Raw genomic sequence first — 18,827 nt, 5'->3', positions numbered from 1 at the left:
AGTCATTTTTCGGCGAATATCCCGTTGAATTGGCCCTTCCTGGGCATGAAGTGACAAAAAGTTATACATGAGTTGTATGGCGGCGGGCGGGTGGAAAAGTGTCGTCGCCATCCCCATGATCACAGGACACCTCAACGTCCACAGGAGAAAGGCATGAGCTTTCAGGGCGAGCAGCACCCCGGCGTACAGACCCCCACCGCGGATTCGGAGGGCTTCCGGCTCAACCACACCATGCTGCGAGTGAAGGACCCCGAGAAGGCGCTGGCCTTCTACTCGCGGGTGTTCGGCATGCGGGTGCTGCGCCGGCTCGACTTCGAGGAGATGCGCTTCTCGCTCTACTTCCTGGCGAAGCTGGAGGAAGGCGAGGCGGTGCCCGACGACGAGGGCGAGCGCACCGTCTGGACCTTCAGCCAGAAGGGGCTGCTGGAGCTGACCCACAACTGGGGCACCGAGAACCAGGCCGACTTCGCTTACCACGACGGCAATGCCGAGCCCCAGGGCTTCGGCCACATCTGCTTCAGCGTGCCGGACCTGGAGGCCGCCGAGGCCTGGTTCGACGCCAACGGGGTGGAGTTCGTCAAGCGCGCCGACCAGGGCAAGATGAAGAACGTGGTGTTCGTGAAGGACGTGGACGGCTACTGGATCGAGGTGGTCCAGGCCGACCGCCTGGCCGCGCTGGGCGACTGACGACCCTGACCGTTTCCCTTGTTCCCTGCGATGAGCCGCCGTTCCCTCTCCGGGCGCGGCGGCTGCTTCACTATCGAGATCCCGTGATCCCTACCGATACCTGGCGCCTTTCACTGCCCTGACGGTTGTCCAGCACCAGATAGTAGTCGCTGCTCTCGGGAATCCTCAGCGTCAGGTCGACATGGCCTCGGGTTTCGCTGGCCAGCAGCGGCCTGGCGGCATTCGGCAGCCGGTCGAACTCGGCCTCCTCCACAAGGAAGAGGCGAAGACGCCCGTCGGTTTCCAGCTGGATCTGCAAGGAGGCGCCCTCGGGAAGGTGTCTCAGGCGGATGGCCTGCCAGCGCCCCGCGTCCACGGTGGTGGTGGTGGCGATCGACTGCTGGCGAGGTGATTGGGCTACCGCCCACTCGATTAGCGGAGTCAGCATGGAAACCATCATGGCAATAATCATGTTACGGAAAAGCATATTGACTCCCATGGGCGTCTTGGAAAAGAGCAGTCACTTGATTAGCCTGAATTAAATTAAAGCTTTCCGGTTGTTCAAGAGTTTTCCTTTATGGATGAAAGGCTTGTGGGAAATCCAATATTGTCATGTTGTTGATTGTCAAGATTTGAAAGATAACTTGTTTGACCCTGCCTGTTTTGTAGCCTAACCCTAAAGAGCTATCGACGAATAATGACCTCGTACTAGGCGTGCGTTGGTTCTTGTTATCAAAAATACCGGTGGCGTTTCTTAGGACTAACTGTTCAAGCTAATGCTGATGCGTGGTCTGCCAGGCTCCTCGGTAGGGAAGCATGGCTGCCCGTATCGATCATGATGCAACCGGCATCCCAAGGCGATGGGGTGTCGGTGACGTGTTCGAGGAAGCGTCTTTGATTGGGGAGCATGATCACTGGCCGGCCTTTCCGGCCAATGTAGTGTCTCTGGCTCAGCAATGGCGCAAGGGCTTCCGGCCAGCCGGAAGACCAGGAGTGAAGCCAGCCTGAACCGGGGCGGGAGAGCGTCATGACCAGGGCAGTGGCGGGGCGGCGGGGCAACGAGCAGGTCACCAACAATCCAGGCACCAACGGCAACTCAGGCACGCAGGCCGAGCATCCCCTGCCCGTTGCCGACTGGTGGCGACCCCGACACCCCTACCGGGGGTTCAGGCGCGGTGGCAAGGCGCGCTGGCAGCTCCGTCAGGCGTCGATGGGTCAATCGGCTCGATCGGCCCACCATGGCCTGGAACCCCTGGAGCCCCGCTTCCTGCTCAATGGCGAACTCTCCTCGCTGGTGGGTTCCGGGGCCTTCGGCGACATGGTCTTCGATGCCGCCGAGGGTTTCCTCGCCTTCGGCAACAAGCTCGACGATATCATCTCCACCCTGGACGAGGAGTTCGCCGGCCTGCCGGGGATGCTGGCCACCACCTATACCGTCGAGGATGGCGAGGTAGTCGACAGTGAAACTCGCCCGCCCAGGATCGCCGACCTGCTCGGCCAGTCTGCGGTAGATCCCGCTTCTCAACAGCTCCTGACTCCGGGGCTGGATCCGACTACTGGCAGTTCACCACTCCTGCAACAGCCATTCAGCAAGACAGAATTCGATTTTGCCGATTACTCCCCGGAAGAGCTTGAAACTTATCTAGTCGAATTGGGCAAGCGTGCCGACTATCTCTACGGCTATGCAACAGGTGATTTTGGATTCAATGGGCAGTGGATTGGCCCCGAGGACAGCACGGTTCTTGCCACTCTGGACCTGGACGGAGACGGTTTCGCCAGCTGGCGTGAGGCCTACGACGTGCTCTTCGTCGGCGCCCTGCTCTCGGTGCTGGATGACTATGCCGCCAGCAACCAGGCAGAAGGTGATATCGAGTCAGTAGCCGATGCCCTCAACGAGCAGGTTGGCGCCATCGCCGCAGAATCGACTTCCTTTCCCCTGTTTGAAAACGTCGAATTCACAGGCAGCGCCATTTTCAATGAACTGCTGACCTTGGGAAGCGGCGGCTTTACCTTCGATCAGCTTAGCGACGCAGACGAAAACACCTTCTACCAGCTCGGCTTCTCCGGCAGCCTGGTGTTCGGCTTCCAGCATACCTTCCAGCTCGACTTCGGCATCGTCGCCGACCAGCTGGGTATCGAGGCGTTGACTGAGCGATTCACCAGTGGTGGCAGCCTGACGCCAACGGCTACCCCGGTCCAGCCGGAGATCGACCTCTCTGCCGACCTGGATATCCCCCTGGCTTTCTCCTTCTACCTGCCGGAAGTTGATACCAGCCCCGACCTGGCCCCCTTCCAGGAGAGTTTCGGCCTGCGGGCCGGCACTTTTGTCGACGACGCTCCCATCCAGATGACGCTGTCGTCGAATGAGGATCTGGCTGGACTGTTCGTCAATGCCGGCTTCCTGGGACTTCAGGCCGCGGATGGCAGCACCTTCACTCTGGATATCGTCCAGGAGGTGGAGGTCACCCCGGACAGCCTGCCGGCCACCCTGGGCTTCGCCGCCGACCTGCCGCTGGTGAGCACCGATGGCGTATTGACCGCGGTCGACGGGGTCAGCGATTTCGACCACCCCGTGGAGTTCGAGCTGGCCTTTTTCCTGAGCGGTGATGCCGGCACCGAACCGCTGGCGGTCATCGTGGCGCCCGCCGAGAGTGGCGATGTGAAGGCCGCCGTGGAGAGCGCGCTGTTGGAGGCCGGGCTGGCGGAGCTGGTCGAGGTGGTGCTCGACGATGAGGATCGGCTCTCCCTGTCGCTGGTGGCTGACAACACCGGCGCGGAGGGCATCAACCTGCGTCTCGACGGCGATGACCTGCTGATGGACATCGCGGCGGAAGATGGCCTGTTGACCGATGACCTGACCGCCGCCTTCCTGCTGGCGGTGGGAGCGGCACTTCCCCAGCGCGCCAATATCAACGCCGAGGAGGGCGACAGCCTCGATGACCTGATCGATGCGCTCAATGGCCAGCTGGAGGGCGTCACCGTCTCGAAGGTCATGGATGAAATGCCGGACCCTGAAGACGAGAACGAGACGATCGAGGCCTATACCGGGCAGCTGAGGATCTCGGTGACCGGCGTTGACCCCGAGCCCCTGCGGCTCGTCGAGAACTTCTCCATTGACGCCGATGGGGTGGTGCGCCTCGATGAGCTGACCACCAAGAGTGCCAATGAGCTCTTCACCCTTCCTCCGGCCAACGATGCGTCATTCGCCTTCGATCTGACCCTTGAGGTCATCGATGGTCTCGAGCGCACCACGGGCGAGTGGGACGAGATCAAGATCGAGTTCGGTGGCGAGGGCATCCTGTCATTGACCGAAGCGTCCCTGGTGCAGGACCGCTCGGGCAACTGGCGCATGGACTACGGCGCCGAGATGGATACCGACCATCGCAGCGGGCTCGAAACCGGCCTGACCCCGGAAGTGGTCGACTTCAACCAGGTCAGCGCCAACAGCGTACTGGGCATGCTCGGCCAGCTGCGCGCCTGGGCCGATCGCGTGGCGGATTCCGCCTACCTGGGCAACCTCGATATCCCCTTCGCCGACCTGGTGCTCGGCGAGGTCCTGGGCTTCAACGACCTGATTCAGGAAGCCCTGCTCTTCGACCAGATCGGCGAGGAGGCGGGCAACACCCTGAACCAGATCAGCCGCCTGATTGCTCAGGTCGAAATCGATGGCAACATCGAGACCCTGGTGCCCTTTACCAATGTCCAGGAGTTGACGGCACGGCTGGCTGCACTGGGCCTGCTGGATACCACCGAATTCACGGACGGCACCCTGCAGTTCTCGGAAGACGGGGCGGCGGTCATCTGGTACGACCCCGCGGCCTCGGGCGCCCATGACCCGAACAATGCCAAGCTGCTGCTGCCGCTGACGCTCTCGCGGCTCGAAAGCCGCGTCAGCAGCGCCGAGTCCCCGGTGGACTTCCTGCAGCGCCTCTCCGAGGAGGAGGGCGGTAATACCAGCCTGCTCGGCCCGCTGGAGCTGACCTTCAGCGCCTCCACCATCGAGCTGGCCGTCTCCGAGAGCATGAACGTCACCCTGGGTATCCTGCTCGGGGAGGGGGGTAACCTCGACACCAACCCGGATCTGGCGGAACTGGGCGTTACGCCCATGGACCAACTGGCGGCCACCGGCGGCGGCGAGGTGCAGACCGTTCAGGGCAGGCTCTCGTCGGATGCCTCCTTCCAGCTCCGCGTCGATGGCGGTGCCTGGGAAACCATCACCGTGACCAGGCTCGCCACCAGCACCAATACCACCGCCCAGGATCTGGCCGACGATATCAATGAGCAGCTGCCCGGCGAGATCACGGCAGAGGTCCTCAATGGCCGTATCGTGCTGGTGGCCGCTGACGGCGTGTCCTCCTTCGATGTCAATGTCCAGCAGACCAACACCGCCTTCAGCGAGATCGGCCTTGCCTCCAGTCGTGCCTCCAATGTGGCGGTGGCCCTGGCCACCCAGGCGGACTACGAACTGGACAGTGATGGCGCCGTCACCATCGTCCTCAACGGGGATGACGCCAACCCGATCGAACTCCAGCTTCCGGCAGAGGTGACCACGGGCAATCGCACCCTCAGCGACCTGGTCAGTGACCTCAACGCCCTGCTCGTTGCGGAAGGGGAAGATGATCGCCTGGCCTTCTCCCGCAGCGGCAACGAGCTGATCCTCGGCAGCATCGCCGAGGGAGTGCATTACCTCGAGGTCGAGTTCAGCGCCGAGTTTGCCGGGCTCTTTGGCAAGGATAGTGGCACTTCTTCTGACACAGCTGGCCTGCTGCTTCAGGGCGGCGGGGAGATCGCCAGCCAGTACGGCCAGATCAGCGGCGATGCCAACACCATCGTCATCGGCTACAACGCCACCGATACCGTTGAAATCGGCATCACCGAGTCCGAAACCGCCGAGCTGCGCTCCATCGCCGAACTGGTCGAGCTGCTCAATCAGAAGCTTGACGATGCCCCCGGTGACTTTGATGGCGAGATCGAGTTTGTCGCCCTGGGTGCCAAGCGCCTGGGCATCAAGGCCCTGGATGACGCGGTCACCGAGATCTCCATCACCGGCGCCGAAGCGCTGGGCTTCGCCGATGGCGACAGCATCGATGCCTCCCTGCGGCTGAGTGCCGCCCAGGCCGTGACGCAGTATTTCGGACCAAGCGAGACGGCCACGTTCACCATCGCCTACGACGCCGGCAGCGGCGTGCAGACTGCCGATATCACCCTGACACCCGACGAGATTCTCAAGGCGCGGACCCTCTATGACCTTCAGCGCGTGCTGCAGGACAAGGTGGACGACGCTTTTCTCGACAATGGGGTCAATACCCGCTCCGTCGTGGTCGGTATCGATAGTGGCCGGCTGACCTTCACGGCCAGCGAGGCCTCGGGCATTACCAGCTTCGGCATTACCACCGCTGAAACCGAGCCCGGCGACCAGGCCCGCGACTGGCTGGGGCTGGTCGAGATCGAGGCTGGTTTCGGCAACCTGGAAGCCAATACCGACGACCTGCTGATCAGGACACGCTCCGGCGAGATCGTTACCGTCGACCTGACGGGCGTGACGGATATCGATGGCGCCATCAGCGCGATCAACGGGGCAGAGGGTAATGATGGCAAGGTGGTAGTCTCGATATCTGCCGACAATGCCAGTCTGGTGCTGGAAGACGCTACCTCCGGTGATCACGACTTCGAAGTCGAGACCCTCAACGGCTCGCGTACGGCCCGCCAGCTAGGCATCTTCTCTGCCGGCAGCGCGGAGCGCCAGGCCGATGTCGGCGACGACACCATCCTGGGCGATCGCATCGGCAGCCTCGGGCTGAGTGATCGCATGTCCATCGAGCATGACGGACGGGACCTGCTTCAGGCACAGATCAGCCTGACCCTGCCCGACTTCGCCGCCGAGGCGCGCCTGGGCTTTATCGGCGTAGGGCTGGAAGCCGGCACGCCGGAATTGACCGCCAGCTTCTCGCTGGGCCTGGCGGACCCGGGGGCGGATGCCAGCGGTTATAGCCTGCGCCAGCTTCTCGATGCCGTGCGGGAGGACGACATCACGGCACTCGGTGATTTCCTTGCTGCGCCTGATATTGATGTCACCGCCGGTGATATCGCCTTCGATGTCACTGTGCTGGGCGAAGCGGGAACCGCCGTGGCGGGTCTCGGCCTTGCCGGTGGCGAGATCGTGGTGCGCCTGGTGGACTTCGGGGACATTGTCGCCGGGGAGTTTGCCCTGCCGACAATCGAGATCGGAAAGTATGAGATTCCAGGTGACCCCACCTCGGTATTCACTTCCTTCGATACCTTCGAGGAGGCCTTGCAGGCCGTTCTGGGTGACCTGGGCAGCTTCGCTGCGCTGGACTTCTCCACCTTCGGCGAGGCACTGGAAAGCCTGCGTGGCATCGTCGATGGCTTCTCCGGTATCGGCTTCCTCAGCGAGGAGATCCCCATCCTGGGGATCAGCATTCTCGACATGGTGGGGATCGCCGACGACTTCGCCGCCGGCATCGAGGAGATCCTGGCCAACCCGGTCGCCACCATCCAGGAACTGGAAGGCCGTCTCACCGAGGCGCTGGGGCTGCCCGATGGCGCCATCGGCCTGGCCCTGGAACTGGTGGAGGGCAACCAGAACCTGATCTTCGATATCGACTTCTCGCGCAGCTTCAGCGAGCCGATCAATATACAGCTGGATATCAAGGCGTTGCTGGGTGACACGGACTTCGATGCTCTCGGGCTCAGCATCGACGATCTTGGCCTCTACGGTGCCGCCGGCCTGGCCGTCAGTGGTGCCATCGATGCCAGGCTCAGCTTCGGCATCGACCTGACAACGCTCATCGATGAAGACGGCGACCTGATACTCGATGGCGACGGCAATCCTGCCCCGACCGTCAACCTGCTCTACGGCGATGGGCGCACCAACCTCTCGGGCAACCTGCGCGCCACCGGCGACAACCTCACCTTCAACGCCGCCCTGGGGCCATTGGGGGCCTCGGTACGCGATGGTACGGCGTTGATCGATTTCAGCTTTGCCCTGTTCGAGGGTGGAGATTTTGATCCTCTGGAACTCTTCGGTGCCGGTGGCGCCAACGCAGGATTCCTCGATGCTTTCGAGGCTGATTTCAATCCGCAACTTGCTGGCGCCGCAGCAGCCACGCTGCCGGTCTACTTCCCCACCAGCTCCAGCTATCTGGGCGATATCCTGCTGGGGGCGGGATTGTCGCTGGATGGAAGCGGCGAGCTAACGCTAGCGGGCACTGTCGGCGGGGGAGCCGACGTACTGGCCTTCAGCGACGGCTTCTTCGACGCCCTGGACTTCGAGAGCTTTGATATCTTCTCCAGCCTGCCGCTGATGATCGATGGCTTCGACCTCTTCCTGGCCAACCTTCAGTCGCTTCTCCAAGGCCAGGTGCTGGGCGTGGATATCCCCTTCCTGGGCGACAGCCTCGCCGATGGAGCCACGGTGATCGAGGACTTCCGTCAGGACTTCGTCGATCCCTTCCGCGAGCAGGTGGCGGAAGCGCCCCTGCGTGGCCTGGAGATCGTCCAGGACCTGCTGTTCCGCTCGCTCTGGTCAACCACGGTACTCGTCAAGCTGGATGAGTCGGCGCCCAATGCCTTCACTGGGTTGAGCCTCGAGCAGCTGTTCGACCCCACCGCTACCGGCTGGATCGATATCGGTGCTCTCGGCGGCGTCCTGAGTAGTGACTATGACGCCGATATCAATCACTACATCAATGCCGAGATGACAGCCGATGGCGTCCAGTGGAACTTCGTGCTGGGCGGCTCCTGGAGTCCCGATGTCGCTTTCGACTTCGACCTGGGCTTCCCCGCCCTGGGCCTGGACCTGGACGTGGACCCCGAGATCATCCTCGAGTGGAGCCTGGGCCTGGGCTTCGGCTTGAGCACCCAGCAGGGGGCCTACTTCGATGTGGGTCGTGTCGACTACACGATCGACGGGGAGGAGGTCACGGCGGGCGATGAGATCGCCGAGTTCCAGGCCCGGGCGGAACTGGCCTTCGGCCCGACAGACCAGCTCTCGGGGCGGCTGGGTTTCCTTGAGCTGGTCGTGACGCCCAACGGGGATGCCTTTGCTGTCAATAGCGAGACGGGCAAGCGTGAGCTGGTCGGCACCGGTGTCTTCGCCGACTTCCAGGTCGACCTGGTAAACACTTCCGGCGGTAACCGACTCGCCTTCTTCGAACTGGGCCAGCTCGATGCCCAGGTGACCCTGGAGGCGGGGGCTCGACTCGATGTCCAGGGAACCGTCCAGTTCAACGACGATATCCTGCCGTCGGGTACCATCGCGCCGCTGCTGCCCAGCATCCAGACCGACTTCGTCTTCGACTGGGGCAATACCGCAGCCGGAAGCGACACGCCTTTGATCGATGCCAGTTTCGCCTCGGGGCTGAACTTCAACTTTGCCGACTCCCTCAACGAGATCGCCTTCAACGATGTGCGGCTCAACGTCGGCTCCTTCCTCACCGACCTGCTGGGGCCCATTGTCGGACAGATCCAGCAGATCACCGGCCCGCTGGAGCCGATCATCGACGTGCTGACCACGCCGATTCCGGTGATATCCGATCTTGCCGGCAAGCCGATCACCCTGGTCGATCTGGCCGCCACCTTCGGCGAGTTCAACCCGGGCTTCATCTATGCCATCGCCGATATCATCAAGCTGGCCAACGATATCGGAGGGCTCGATGGAGAGGATGCCTATATTCCCATCGGTAGCTTCACGGTCTTCACGAGTGGTGGAGCGATAAGCGCTGGCGACCTTTCCAATGGCAGCTTTGACCTGGCAGGGGCTGCCGATGGCATCCTCCCTGGCGATCTGGATATCAATACCATCCTGGATGGTCTTGATAGCCTGGGCAGTGATTCGAAAGCGGCCAGCACGACCCGTTCGCTGACCAGCGGTTTCGGCGAGGGAGGGGGCTTCGACTTTCCGATCCTGAACGACCCGGCACAGATCTTCGGGCTGCTGGTGGGCCGGCCGGCGGTGCTGGTCACCTACGACATGCCGCCCTTCGTCCTCGACTTCGAGTACCAGCAGAGCTTCCCGGTCTACGGCCCCATCTTTGCCGTGATCACCGTGGGGCTGGGGATGCAGATCGACCTGGCCTTCGGCTACGACACCTACGGCTTCCAGACCTTTGCCGATGGCAACTTCGAGAACCCCCTCGACCTGCTCGGCGGCTTCTACATCAGCGACCGCGAGAACCCGGATGGCAGCGGCGCCGACGTGCCCGAGCTGATCCTGACCGGCGAGGTCTTCGCCGGTGCCGAGGTGAATCTGGGGATCGGCAGTGCCGGGGTGGAAGGCGGGATCATTCTCACGGTCAACTTCGACCTCTACGACCCGGATCGTGACGGGCGAGTACGGTTGAGTGAATTGCTCAGCGTCATCGAATTCGAGGCGCGTACCGGTAGCCCGCTGCTGGCGCCCATCGCCATCTTCGATATCTCCGGGGATATCGCCGCCCAGCTGCGCGCCTATGTCAAGATCCTGACCAGCAAGTTCACCCTCGATATCACCCCGCCCATCGTGCTCTTCGAGTTCGAGATTCCCTTCGACCGTGAACCCATCCTGGCCACCGAGTCCGGCGACACGCTGATCCTCAATATCGGGGACTCGGCACACCTTCGCCTGGAAGGGGATACCCGTGATATCGGCGAACATATCATCGTCGAGCAGACCGGGGTGGACTCGGTCAAGGTCTGGTCGGACCAGTTCGGGGTTCCGGTAAATGCGGCCCAGACCTACAGCGGGATCAGCAGGATCCTGGTGCGCGGCGGTGAGGGGGCTGACACGATCGACCTCAGCCGCGTCTGGGATATCGATGCCGAGATCCATGGGGGAGAAGGCAACGACAAGATCTACCTCGGCGGCGGCAACGATCTGGTCTACGGTGGCCTGGGCAACGATGTCATCGATGCCACCCAGAACAGCGGGGGAGGCAACAACATCATCTTCGGCGGCCGGGGTGACGATATCATCCATGGCGGGAGTGGCGATGACCTGATCTTCGGCGGTACAGGGACACTGCGTCAGGTGGATGTCGAGGTCGAGGGAAGCACGGAAGACGGGCTACGCATCAACGCCTCCGCGTCCAGTGATGACGGCAACAACCGCATCACGACGGGCAACGGCAACAACCTGGTCTTTGGTGGCGGTGGTGATGACATCATCATCGGCGGCGATCATGCCGATATCCTGTTCGGCGATGGCGGCCAGGTCACGGTCACCAGGAGCTCGGCCTGGACGCTGCACTCCGTGCAGTATGTCGACCTTGGCGCTGGCGGCAACGATCGTATCTTCGGTGGCGATGGCAATGACATCATCTATGGCGGACCCGGCGATGATATCCTCAAGGGTGGCGAAGGCAACGATACGATCTTCGGCGGCAAGGGCTTCGATATTCTGTTCGGTGATGGCTCGGCCTTCGGCATCGACGATGCCCTGGCAGACGATTCGGACTTCGACTTCGATGGCAATGCCCTGAGGGTCATCCAGTGGGCCTTTGATGGCGACTACGAGCATGGCAACAATACCCTGGACGGCGGCACCGAGGATGACCTGATCTTCGGTGGCTTCGGCAACAGCACCATCAACGGCGGCAGGGGTGGTGATACGATCTTCGGCGATGGTGGCCGTGTCGAATACACCGCCGAAGGACTCGCCATCCGCATCCACTCCCTGGTCGACGAAGCGGAGTCGGATCCGGTCAGCGGCACCAATACCCTGCTGGGTGGCGGTGAGGGCGGTAACATCATCTTCGGCGGCGCCGGGGTGGATACCATCCTGGGCGGCGGTGGCCCGGACCTGGTCTTTGGTGGCGAAGGAGATGACGTCATCGATGGCGGTGACGGCCCCGATGTGCTGTTCGGCGACAGTGGCCTGGTGGCCTATCGGAACTTCGGCGGGGAGGGCGTGCATCGCCTGATCGGTGACGATGAACTTCCTGACGACATCAAGGCCCTCTTCGATGACAGTGAAGACGATAGCTTCGACCACAACCGTGCCACGATCGATCTGATCCTTGCCCAGCCCAGCGACATCAACGGAGATGACACCATCGTTGGTGGTGCCGGTGACGACATCATCATCGGGGGCGGTGGCGATGATCATCTCTATGGCGACTGGGAAGTCGATCCCGACAACCTGCCGGAGAGTGCCCCCCAGGGTAACGACATCCTGATCGGCGACTGGGGGCGCATCGAGTTCAATGAGCGTCGCGTCACCACCATCAGGAGCCTGTTCGCCGATGACGGTGAGGGCGGCAACGACACGCTGTACGGCAACGGCGGCAACGATGTACTGATCGGTGGCTCCGGTGACGACACGCTCCATGGAGTCAACGGCGGCAGTCTGAACGCCTCCGGTGACGGCTATGCACCCGCTGTCGTCAAGGTAATCACCGGCTTTGATCAGAGCACGGGTGCTCCGATCTACGCAGAGGCGACCGGCGACGACATCCTGGTCGGCGACAACGCCCTGCTGACCTTCGCCCCGGCCGTGGGTCTGCACGAGCAAGGCGCTGCCCTGGTGACCTTCGGCGGTTATCTCACCCGAGTGGAAACCACCGATACGAGGAATGCGACTGGCGGTGTCGATACCCTCTACGGCGACCTGGGAAGTAACGTACTGATCGGCGGTGCCAAGGGTGATGTGATCCACGGTGCCGATGGCGACGACATCATTATCGGCGATAACGGTGTCGTTACCTTCGGCAGCCAGTCGGTCGACGACAAGTCCTTCGTCTATCTCGATCGCGTCGAGAGTGTCGTGACCGAGGATGATGATACCGACGGCTTCGTCGGTGGCATCGATATCATTCTCGGCTTCAAGGGCGACGATATCATCCTCGGCGGCACTGCGGGCGACACCATCGATGGCAATGAAGGCGACGATATCCTGCTGGGCGACAACGGCCTGGTCGAGCTGATCTCCTCCTGGGAGGTGAATACCGATGCCCCCGGTGCTCGACTCTTCCTGGCCGGCGTGGTCGAGCGCATCGTCACCACCGATACCGAGAATGCCAGCGGTGGGGTGGATACCCTCAGGGGCGGTGAGGGCAACGATATCCTCCTCGGCGGTGCCGAGGGCGACGTCCTCTACGGCAATCTGGATATCCCGCTGACGGGTGACCAGGTCGTCGGCGACAACCTGATCCTCGGCGACAACGGCGAGCTGGTCTTCGATACCGGCAATCCCGACTGGATCTCTCTCTCCCTGGTGCGCAGCCTGCTGGGCGGCGATGGTGTGGCCGACCCGGATCTCTTCGTCGGCGGTGCGGACGAGATCCATGCCGGTGACGGCGACGATATCGTCATCGGCGGCCTGGCGGGTGATGAAATCCATGGCCAGGCAGGTGATGACGTGCTGCTGGGCGACAACGGACGGGTGGAACTGGTGTCTGCCGAGGCACTGACTCCCGGGCCTGGCGTGTTGCCTTACCTGGGTGGTGCCGTCTCTCGGATCGTCACGACCGATACTGAGAATGCCAGCGGTGGCTCTGACCTGATCGCCGGGGGAGCCGGCAACGATATCATTCTGGGTGGCGCCGAGGGCGATGTCCTCTATGGCAATCTGGATGGCGCCCTGCCGGATAACCAGGACGTTGGCAATAACCTGATCCTCGGTGATAACGGTGAGCTCCGGTTCGATACCAGCAACCCTGCGCATGTCTACCTCGAATTCGTCCAGAGCTGGCTGGGGGGCACGGCCTTCGACGGCACACTGCTCGACAAGCCGGCTGACGCCAGCGACTTCGTCGGCGGCGCCGACCTGATCTATGCCGGCGACGGTGACGATATCGTTCTCGGTGGCCTGTCCGGTGATGAGATCCATGGCCAGGGCGGTAACGACATCCTGCTGGGAGATAACGGTGAACTGGACTTTGTCTCTGGGGATTCATTGAATGGCGAAGTCGAGATTCTGGGTGGAGTGCTAACCCGCCTGGAAACTACCGATGATCACGAAGACGAAGGCGGCCAGGACCTGGTGCTGGCCGGTGACGGTGACGATATCGTGCTGGGTGGTGTGCTCGGCGACCTGCTGTTCGGCGAGGAGGGTGACGACATCATCCTGGGTGACCAGGGCCGCCTGGTCTGGGGTTATACAGGCAACGCAAATGCAGGCAATGCGGCCATCGCCTCCATCGAGGCCTATCTCGAGGGCCTTCACGGTAACCCCTTCGCGGCGACTTACTACCTGACCCTGGATCTGATCACCACCACCGACCCGACCCTGGGCGGCCGTGACCTGATCGACGGCGGGGAAGGCGACGACGTTATGTTCGGCGGTACCGACAGCGACATCATGTTCGGTGGCACCGGCGACGATCTGATGTTCGGCGACCATGGCCGCCTCTACCCGCAGCTGACCACCTATCGCGATGAAGGCGGCACCGTCCTCGGGCATTCGCAGAACTTCTTCGCCATCGATACCGGTGCCGCGGATGGCGGCGCCGGCGACCTGATGTTCGGCGGCGATGGCGACGACATCATGCTCGGCCAGCAGGGCAACGACGTGATGTTCGGCGGGGCCGGCGACGATGACATGATCGGCGGCCACAACGTCGAGGGTGGCATCGATCTCCTCGATGGTGACACCGCGGCAATCGATTTGCTTTGGGAGACGTTGGGGGTCGATGCCAGGGTGCGCATCGACTCCTTCAACGACATCATGGACGGCGGCAGCGGCAGCAACGTGATGCTGGGCGACAGTGGCACCATCTGGCGCAGTGACACCACGAGCAGCCAGCGGCACTTCCAGCTGACTGGCAACGAGATCTACGCCATGCCGGCTGTCGGTACCGAGGCCTCCACCGCCAGCGGCTACCCGGAGCTTAACCTCGATACCGTAAATGGCCAGGGCACGGACCCCGACTGGTCCTTCGGGCGGACCATCAGCCTGCTCGATCATGACCATGACACCCAGGATGCCACCGGTGCGCATCGTCCCTACGGCGACGACCTGATGGCCGGAGGGGCCGACGGCGACATGCTGTTCGGCGGCCTGGGTGACGATGTGATCCAGGGCGATGGCAGCATCGAGATCCTGGGCGACTTCGAGCTTGCCAACTTGCTGGGCCAGTGGGGCCTCACCCTTACCGGCTGGCAGGCGGCTACCGAGGATAAACTGGACGAGCTCGTCGCCGGTGAAACCGGGCTGGAGAAGGTCGATATCGACCCGCGGCGTGATCGCGGTGAAGCCGGACCCCATTCCTTTGATGTCGATGTGAACGAGGGAAATACGTCGATCCTTTCGCTTCGCTTCAACGTCATCGAGCGTGCCAGCGACGGCGACGACTATATCGAGGGCAACGGCGGCAGCGACCTGCTCTACGGTGGCCTGGGCCAGGACGACATCATTGGCGGCAGCTCCTCGCTGTTTGGTCTTGTCGAGGCAGACCAGCGTCCCGATGGCGGCGACGAGATCTACGGCGGCGCCGGCCAGCGGCTGGAGCGCAACGAGTTCGTGGGCACCGATGACGACCTCATCGAGTGGCAGGACCGCCACGGCCGCGATGCCGATGTGATCATGGGCGACAACGCCAACATCTATCGCCTGGTCGGCGCCGATGGCCTGCCGCTGAGCTACAACTTCGATACCACCCGCCACCTGAGCGCCGGCGAGTTCTTCGAGGACCGCCAGTTTGCTCCCGGCACCGATGCGCAGGCCATCGAGGATGCCTGGTACTCGCTCGAGAATAATGAACCGAGCTGGATCCTGATCCAGCCGCGGGCCTTCGAGCTGATTGACTACCAGGCCGGCGTGGGCGAGACCCGCGAGGGCAACAGCGGTGACGACCTGATTCACGGTGAATCCGGGGATGACCTGATCCATGGCATGGCCGGCCACGATGCCATCTTCGGTGGCAGCGAGGATGACTGGATCACCGGCGGCACCGGCAACGACTGGATCAGCGGCGGCACCGGCGATGATGGCGTGATCGGCGACGATGGCCTGATCCTGCCCAGCCGCAACGGCCAGGCCGAGCCGCTGTTCGGCATCGAGGCCCTGACCGAGCTCGACAAGGTGATCAGCACGCCCGGCAATATCCAGCAGGCGGTGATCAATCAGGAGCACGAGCTCAAGCTGGCGGTGCGCCTCTTCGCCTTCACCCAGGGTGGCAACGACATCATCTTCGGCGGCCTGGGCAACGACTGGCTGCACGGTGGTGCTGGCGACGACGCCATCTCCGGCGCCGAGGCGCTGCCGGGCTACTACGACGGTGGCCTCAACTGGCTGCTGGTGCGCCAGCAGGAGCTCTGGGGCAACGACGCCATACAGTCCTGGTATGCCGATCGGGCACCGATCAATACTGGCGATATCCTGCAGTACGAGGGGCGTCGTCCCGGCACCGGGGAGTTCTCGCTTTACGACGAGCACGACCCCTGGCGGCGCATCATGCTGGGCAGCGACGGCGACTGGGTGAAGAACGCCGAGTGGGTGGATGCCGCAGCTGCACTGGGGATCCTGAATGATGATGGTTCCTTCCCAGGTGATGCCGCCGACTATCTCGACCTGCTGGTTACGCGACTGGTCGGTGGTGAGACCGAGTACCTGGTCGGACTCAACGATGACGGTGACCAGGTGGTGATGTTCGACTTCCTGCTCAACTTCGATCCCACCGAAGGCCCCATCGACAGTCGCTTCGGCGAGGGGCGGACAACCGATGGCGACGACCGCCTCTTCGGCGACCTGGGTAACGACTGGCTGGTCGGCGGCAGTGGGCGCGACCACATGTATGGCGGCCGCGGCGATGACCTGATCAACATGGACGATGATCACGGCTCCAACTTTCACACCGACACCCCCCTGTCCAACAACCTGCCGGATGCTTACCAGTCCTACGCCGACATCGCCTTCGGCGGCGCCGGGCGCGACCGCTTGATCCTCAACACTGGGGCCGACCGGGCCATCGACTGGGTGGGCGAGTACAACAGCTATGTGGTGCCCTTCAGCCCCTTCGGCGCCTTCCACATCAGCCGCTCGCTGCAGCCGCAGCTCCAGGAGTTCCTCTATGAGCTCTCCGCGAGCGACGGGGCGGACCAGTGGGCGCCGGATCATGAACGCCATGCCGACGACCAGGGGAACGATCGGCGCATCGCCGACCTGGACGGGGCCCGCAACTTCGAGCCCTATGGCGAACTGGGGCTGGTGCTGCAGAAGGACGCCGACTGGCAGGCGCAGACCGGCGCCCCGGACGACCCGCAGCCCGGCAACTTCCAGGGCAAGCGCGAGATCATGCGCCGCGAGCTCTTCCTCGGGGATGGCGTCGATGCCCTGGAGAGCAGCGCCTTCGCCGTGGAGTCCGGTGACTGGACCATGGGGGGAGGGCTCTATTCCACCTCAGCCGGTACCGATGGGGGAGCGATAAGTATCCTGCACATGCAGGACCAGCTGCCCAACTACGTCGAGATCCTGGTGGATGTCAGTGCGGAGCGGCCCAGGGCCGGTGTCAAGTCCAACGCCTATATCCTCTTCGACTATCAGGACAGCGACGACTTCAAGTTCGCAGGTATCGACATCAGCACCAACAAGCTGGTGATCGGCCAGCGGATCGGTGACGAGTGGCGTGTCCTTTCCGAGACGAACCTGCAGATGCGTGGTGGTCAGACCTACGAACTCGGGCTGATCCTCAACGGCAACCTGGCCACCCTGGTCGTCGATGGCCGGTACGAGATTCGCCACGCCTTCGGTGCGGACCTGCTCAACGATGGCTACCTGGCCCTGGGCTCCGACAACGCGGTGAGCCACTTTGCCAACTATCAGGTCCAGAGCCTGCCGCCCCTGACCACCTACGAGGCGATATGGGGGTTCGAGGGGAATGCCCACGGCCTGCAGGAGAGTGTCGGTGACTGGCTGCTGCAGGATGGCGTGCTGACCGGTTCGTCGACCGGCACGCCGGCCATGCTGTTCGGTGACCTGCCGCTGGGCGTCGCCCCCTACGCCGCCCTGGAACTCGAGGCACGGCTGATGGCCGAGGGGCGCTCGGGCTTCGTCTACGACTACCACGACGTCGACGACTACAAGTTCGCCCTGCTCGACATCGGGGCCGGCCAGCTGCTGCTGGGTTACGTGACCGCCAAGGGTGCACAGATCAGCGCCACCCTGGACGTGACACTGACCGAGGGCGAGGCCTACGACCTCAAGCTGACGCTGACCGGTGGCCAGGTCACCGCGGCATTGAAGCCGGCCAGCAGTGGTGAGGGTGCCGACGCTGCCTGGCAGCTGCTGGGCCATGTCTACTACAGCCAGCTCAACGCCGGCGACTGGGGGCTGATGGTCGAGTCGGACACCAGTGCCGCGTTCGAGCACTTCATGGCCCGTACCAATGATGTCGCCTATCTGGATGCCGAGGAGGCCCTGACGGCGGCTCGCCCCGCCCTGGGCGCCGTGGAGGCCGGATCGGTGCCGAACGAGGCGGAGCTCGAGGCGCTGATGGCCGAGGCATGGCATCGCCTGAAAGCCGTGCATGGCGACCACCTGCCGGACGCGATGCCGGCGATCGACCTCGAGGTGGTCGACCTCGGCGGGCTGCGCCTGGCCCAGGTGGTTCAGGGGCGAATCCTGATCGACGCCCAGGCGGCGAGCCATGGCTGGTTTATCGATGCCACTCCGGATGCCGACGAGGAATTCACCCTCGGATCCGACGGCAGCCTGCATGCGGCAAAGGGCAGCGATGCCCAGGGCCGCATCGACCTGCTGACCGTGCTGATGCATGAGCTCGGCCACCTGGCGGGGCTGACCCATGGCGATGGTGCCTTGATGGCCGAGTCGCTGGAGCCGGGCCTGAGACTCCTGCCGATGATGTACGAGACGGGGGATGGCGGGGAGGTCGAGGCGCCAGATAACGCGCCTGCCGAGCCGCCCCGCGACCAGGGCAGTGGCAAGGGGCTGGCGCTGGGGCATGAGCTGCTGCTGTTCGATCTGAGGAGTGGTGCGCTGCGTGGCGACAGCGGCATGACCGACACGCCGCCGGTAGAGGCGCCGGCGAGGATCCTTTCCGACCGCGCCAGGCAGGCAGCAGCGGAGCAAACCATGGAAGAGGAACCTGTGGGTGAAGGCGACGACATGGAAGGATTCGAGTTCGATACGTTGAATTCGCTGGCACTGTCGAAGCCGCTGTCGCTGATCGGAAAGTTCGGTTCTCGACTACGCTGAACGTGAGCCG

The 18,827-nt window shown here is 63.1% G+C and carries 3 protein-coding genes; 2 read left to right on the top strand and 1 reads right to left on the bottom strand.

Translation table 11 applies throughout. The features are described from left to right. The first annotated feature begins 153 nt into the window (after positions 1-153). Positions 154-687 carry a lactoylglutathione lyase gene (gene gloA, locus NFC98_RS16825; RefSeq protein ID WP_254276042.1) on the top strand — a complete coding sequence of 178 codons (534 nt, stop codon included), beginning with the start codon at positions 154-156 and terminating at the stop codon, positions 685-687. Between the two features lie 70 nt (positions 688-757). Here the strand turns inward: gloA and NFC98_RS16820 are convergent, their stop codons facing one another. Next, complete coding sequence (locus tag NFC98_RS16820) at positions 758-1,114, bottom strand: hypothetical protein (RefSeq protein WP_254276041.1); 357 nt, start codon at positions 1,112-1,114, stop codon at positions 758-760. A 579-nt stretch (positions 1,115-1,693) separates the two neighbouring features. Here NFC98_RS16820 and NFC98_RS16815 point away from each other — a divergent pair. Further along, positions 1,694-18,817, top strand: a complete 17,124-nt coding sequence (locus NFC98_RS16815; protein WP_254277881.1) for a hypothetical protein — start codon at positions 1,694-1,696, stop codon at positions 18,815-18,817. The last annotated feature ends 10 nt before the right edge of the window (positions 18,818-18,827 follow it).

Origin of the sequence: Halomonas sp. 3H (assembly GCF_024206005.1) — a bacterium.
Lineage (GTDB): Bacteria > Pseudomonadota > Gammaproteobacteria > Pseudomonadales > Halomonadaceae > Halomonas > Halomonas campaniensis.
Note: the sequence above shows the minus strand (reverse complement) of the source record. Positions and strands in the feature narration are given on the sequence as shown.

Bases quoted from the DNA above. Each gene is read 5' to 3' on its own strand.
- gloA (WP_254276042.1), top strand. From the start codon at position 154: ATGAGCTTTCAGGGCGAGCAGCACCCCGGCGTACAGACCCCCACCGCG.
- NFC98_RS16820 (WP_254276041.1), bottom strand. From the start codon at position 1,114: ATGCTGACTCCGCTAATCGAGTGGGCGGTAGCCCAATCACCTCGCCAG.
- NFC98_RS16815 (WP_254277881.1), top strand. From the start codon at position 1,694: ATGACCAGGGCAGTGGCGGGGCGGCGGGGCAACGAGCAGGTCACCAAC.